Origin of the sequence: Streptomyces sp. W16 (assembly GCF_033194735.1) — a bacterium.
Taxonomy (GTDB): domain Bacteria; phylum Actinomycetota; class Actinomycetes; order Streptomycetales; family Streptomycetaceae; genus Streptomyces.
This window is the reverse complement of sequence record NZ_JAWOAI010000607.1, coordinates 1-5,288: the sequence shown is the minus strand read 5'-3', so window position 1 is coordinate 5,288 and position 5,288 is coordinate 1. Positions and strand designations below refer to the sequence as shown.

2 protein-coding genes are annotated in these 5,288 nt (G+C 70.4%); both read left to right on the top strand.

Features of this window, described 5'->3' with window-relative positions; translation table 11 throughout:
• On the top strand, positions 1 to 3,826 hold a 3,826-nt coding region (locus R6V09_RS45105), incomplete at its 5' end, for a bifunctional nitrate reductase/sulfite reductase flavoprotein subunit alpha (RefSeq protein WP_317887281.1).
• Between the two features lie 199 nt (positions 3,827 to 4,025).
• The coding region (locus R6V09_RS45100; protein WP_317887280.1) for a hypothetical protein at positions 4,026 to 5,288 on the top strand (1,263 nt) is incomplete at its 3' end.

The following is a 5,288-nucleotide window of genomic DNA, read 5'->3' as shown; positions in this document are numbered from 1 at the left end:
CCGGGACGAGCGGGGCGCGGAGCCGGTGCCCGCGCCCGTCGCGGACGCCGTCGCCGAGACCGCCCGACGGCTGCGGAACATCGTCGACGAGCACGGGCCGGACGCGGTCGCCTTCTACGTCTCCGGGCAGATGAGCCTGGAGGCGCAGTACTTGGCGAACAAGCTGGCCAAGGGGTTCGTGCGGACGAACCAGATCGAGTCCAACTCCCGGCTGTGCATGGCGAGTGCGGGTGCCGGTTACAAGTCGTCGCTGGGCGCGGACGGGCCGCCGGGCTCGTACGAGGACTTCGAGCGGGCGGACGTGTTCCTGGTCATCGGCTCGAACATGGCCGACTGCCATCCGATCCTCTTCCTGCGGATGATGGAACGGGTCAAGGCGGGCGCCAAGTTGATCGTCGTCGACCCGCGCCGGACCGCCACCGCGGCGAAGGCGGACCTGTTCCTGCAGATCGCGCCGGGCACCGATCTCGCCCTGCTCAACGGCCTGTTGAGGCTGCTGCACGAGAACGGGCACACCGACCCGGAGTTCATCGCCGCGCACACCGAGGGCTGGGAGGCGCTGCCCGCCTTCCTCGCCGACTACGCGCCGGACGCCGTCGCCGCGCTCACCGGTCTCGCCGAGGACGACATCCGTACCGCGGCCCGGCTGATCGGCGAGGCGGGCGAGTGGATGAGCTGCTGGACGATGGGGCTCAACCAGTCCACGCACGGCACCTGGAACACCAACGCCCTGATCAACCTGCATCTCGCGACGGGCGCGATCTGCCGCCCCGGCAGCGGCCCGTTCTCCCTCACCGGCCAGCCGAACGCGATGGGCGGCCGTGAAATGGGCTACATGGGGCCGGGGTTGCCGGGCCAGCGGTCCGTACTGGTCGACACGGAACGGGAGTTCACCGAGGAGGTGTGGGGGCTGCCGCCCGACACCATCCGCGCGGACGGCGTCGGCCGGGGCACCGTCGAGATGTTCCAGAAGATGGCCGACGGCGACATCAAGGCCTGCTGGATCATCTGCACCAACCCGGTCGCCTCCGTCGCCAACCGACGCACCGTCATCGAGGGCCTGGAAGCAGCCGAGTTCGTCGTCACCCAGGACGTCTTCACCGACACCGAGACCAACGCGTACGCCGACGTCGTCCTCCCCGGCGCGCTGTGGACCGAGTCCGAGGGCGTCCTCATCAACAGCGAGCGCACCCTCACCCTCGCCCGCCCCGTCGTCGACCCGCCCGGCGAGGCGACGGCCGACTGGCGGCTCATCGCCGCCGTGGCGTGCGCGATGGGGTACGAGAAGGGCTTCTCCTACGACAGCGCCGAGCAGATCTTCGAGGAGATACGGCAGTTCTGGAACCCGGTGACCGGGTGGGATCTGCGCGGGGTGACCTACGAGCGGCTGCGGTCCACACCGGTGCAGTGGCCGGCGGCGGAGCAGGACGGGCCGGACCGCAATCCCATCCGCTACGTGGGCGTGGGCGGCCTTCGGTTCCCGACTTCCAGTGGACGGGCCGCCTTTCACGCTCGCCCTCACCTGCCCGCCGCCGAACTGCCCGACGACGACTACCCGTTCGTGCTGAACACCGGGCGGCTTCAGCACCAGTGGCACACGCTGACGAAGACAGGCAAGGTCGCCAAGCTGAACAAGCTGAACCCCGGGCCCTTCGTCGAGCTGCATCCGCTGGACGCGCGGGAGTTGGGGATCGCGGAGGGCGACTCGGTGGAGGTCGCGTCGCGGCGGGGGCGAGCGGTGCTGCCGGCCGTGGTGACCGACCGGGTGCGGCCCGGGAACTGTTTCGCGCCGTTCCACTGGAACGACCTCTTCGGCGAGTACCTGAGCGTCAACGCGGTGACGAGCGACGCGGTCGATCCGGTGTCGTTCCAGCCGGAGTTCAAGGTGTGCGCGGTATCGCTGGCGAAAGTCGCGAGCGCGGCATCTGCTCCAACAGACGTACGGCCAAAGGCACTTGTACCGACCTCCGTGACCCCGGGCGCGAATCCCTTCGGTCTCGATCCCGCCCCGCCGCCCGTCCTCACCGCGCAGGAACGCGTCTATCTGACCGGCTTCCTCGCGGGTATCGAGTCCGGCGCCCCGGGTGTGCCGACGCTTCCGCCGGACGCGCCGTTCAGCGCGGAACACGCCTTGTGGGTCAACGGTGTCCTCGCCGGGATGTATTCGAGGTCGACGGCCGCTCCCCCACAGGAACGGCGGCAACAGCCGCAGGCCGGGCGGCAGATCGTCGTGCTGTGGGCCTCGCAGACCGGCAACGCCGAGGAGTTGGCGGCGGCCACCGCCGAGCGGCTGGGCTCGGCCGGGCACCGGGCGAGTCTGCTCGGCATGGACCAGGCGGACGTCGGCACGCTTCCGGCCGACGCCGATCTCCTCTTCATCACCAGCACGTTCGGCGACGGCGACGCCCCCGACAACGGCAGCGGCTTCTGGGACACACTCTCCGGCGAGCAGGCGCCCCGGCTGGACGGAGTGCGGTTCGCGGTGCTGGCCCTGGGCGACTCGTCGTACGACGACTTCTGCGGGCACGGGCGCCGACTGGACGCGCGGCTCGACGAGTTGGGCGGGGTACGGCTGACCCCGCGCACGGACTGCGAGCCGGACTTCGAACCGTCGGCGGACGCGTGGCTGGGCGAGGTGATCACCGCGCTCGGCACCGATGCCGAGGCCCCGAAAGCACAGCCCCGTACCCCGAAACACACCCTCACCACCGCCCGTCTCGTGGCCAACCGGCTGCTGAGCCGACCCGGCGCGGGCAAGGAGGTCCGCCGGTTCACCTTCGACACCAGCGGCACGGACCTGACGTACGAGACCGGCGACGCACTCGGCGTGCGGCCGGTCAACTCCCCCTCCCTGGTGGACGAATGGCTCGCCGTCACCGGCACCGATGCCGGGGCGGTCGTAGAACTGGAAGGCATGGGAGAACTCCCCTTCGCCGAAGCACTCCACCGGCAGCTGGACATCACCCGGATCACCCCGGACCTGCTCCGGTTCGTGGCCGAACGGGCCCGGGACGACCGGGAGTTGCGCAGGCTGCTGCGGCCCGACAACAAGGACCGGCTCGCGCAGTGGAGTTGGGGGCGGCAGGCGGTGGATGTGCTCGCCGAGTATCCGGTGAAGACGGCTGCGGAGGACTGGGCCGGGGTGCTGAAGAAGCTGCAGCCGCGCCTGTACTCGATCAGCTCCAGCCCGCTCGTCGATCCGCACAGCGTCTCGCTGACGGTGTCGGTGGTGCGGTACGAGAATCTCAACGGCCGTCCGCGCGGCGGGGTTTGCTCACCTTTCCTGGCCGATGCTGATGCCGATACCGATGCCGGGGCGGGGACCGAGGTGCCGGTGTTCGTGCAGCGCTCGCCACACTTCCGGCCGCCCTCCGATCCCGCGACACCGATGGTGATGGTCGGACCCGGCACCGGGGTCGCGCCGTTCGTCGGGTTTCTTCAGGAGCGACGCGCGCTCGGGCATCCCGCGCCGAACTGGCTGTTCTTCGGTGAGCAGCACCGCGCGACGGACTTCTACTACGAGGAGGAGCTGACCGCGCTGCTCGACGAGGGCGCTCTCGCCCGGCTCGACACCGCCTTCTCGCGCGACCAGCGGGCCAAGGTGTACGTGCAGGACCGGATGCGTGAGCACGGGCCCGAGTTGTGGCACTGGCTGCAGGAGGGCGCCCACTTCTATGTGTGCGGTGACGCCTCGCGGATGGCGAAGGACGTGGACCGGGCGCTGCGTGACATCGCGGTCGCGCACGGCGGTCTCGACGAGGCCGAGGCGGCCTCGTACGTGAAGCAACTGGCGGCGGCGAAACGGTATGTGCGCGATGTTTACTGAATGAACTGATGGCTTCGGCCAGTTGAACAATGGCGTTCACGTTTGCGGCTTTCCCGCCACAAAAGCGGACTTCTTACCGCCCTCACACCCGACTCTTCACGACTCACGACACCTCGCTCACCGGCGCCGATTAGCCTCCTATGTCGTGCACTTGGCAGAAACACCACAGGTGACACCCGGTCGGCGGACACAGTCGGCGGTGTCCGCCCCGGAACCTCCCGCGCAGTGGCACCGCATCCTCACCCTGCTCGCCGACATCAGTCTGTTCATCGGCGTCCGCCCGGTGTGGACGCAGGCCGCCAGCCACCGGCTCGTCGTGGCCGCGGCCGTCTCCCTGTGCTACCTGTCGATCCTGGTGTGCGGCGTACTGGCCCTGGTGGTGCGCCGGTCGCGGTCGCTGGCCCGGGTCGACCTCGTCGTCCTGGTGACGGCGGTGCTGCTGACGCTCTCCGCGTGGTCCGTGTTCCACAACGGCGGCGACGAGGCGGTCCTCACCACCCAGGCCGCCAGGGAACTGGTCGCCGGGCACCCGATCTACGGACAGCCCTGGCCGTGGCTCTTCCACCCCGGCCAGGGGGTCGCGCTGACCCCGACCGTGACCGGAGGCTACGACTACACCTACGGATATCCGCCGCTGGAAACGCTGTTGACGGCGCCCCTGCTGTGGATCGGGCACGGTGGCGCCCCCGCGACGGCCGTCGCCACCGGTGCGCTCATCGCGGGCGCGGTCCTCATGTGGCGGCTGCTGCCCACCCAGTGGCGGTCGGCGGCCACCATCGCGTGCCTGGGCCTGGGCCTGCTGCCGACCTACGGCCGGCAGGGCTATCCCGCCGTCCTGGCCATGGCGTTGCTGGTGCCGGTGGTGATCCGCTGGCCCCGGATCGGCAGGGGCGGCCGGCTCGGCCGCGCCGGGATCGCCCAGGCCGCGTGTCTGGGGGCGGCCTGCGCGGCACAGCAACTCCCCTGGTTCCTCACGCCGTTCCTGCTCGCCGGGATCTACGCCGTGCGGCGCGGTGAACTGGGCGCCAGGCAGGCGGCGTTGGTTCTGCTGCGGGTCCTCGGGGTCGCGCTCACCACATGGCTGCTGATCAACACGTACTTCATCGTGCACGAGCCGGGCACCTGGCTCGCGGGCATCGCGCTGCCGCTGACCCAGGGCGCGGTGGTGCACGGCCAGGGCCTGGTGGGCATCTCGCTGTACTTCACGAACGGCAGCGACCGGCTCGACTGGTACTCCCACGCGAGCATGCTGCTGGCGGCGGGGCTGCTCGCCGTGTTCGTGCTGTTCGTACGGCGGCTCGGCCCGGCGGCGACCGTCCTGCCCTGGTGCGCCTTCTATCTGGCGACCCGTTCGCAGGACGGCTACTACCTGATGATGACCCCGCTGTGGCTGGCGGCGGCGGTCACCACACCGCTCTCCGAGTTCCGCGAGGCGTGGCAGCCGCGCCCCCGGGCGCTGTCC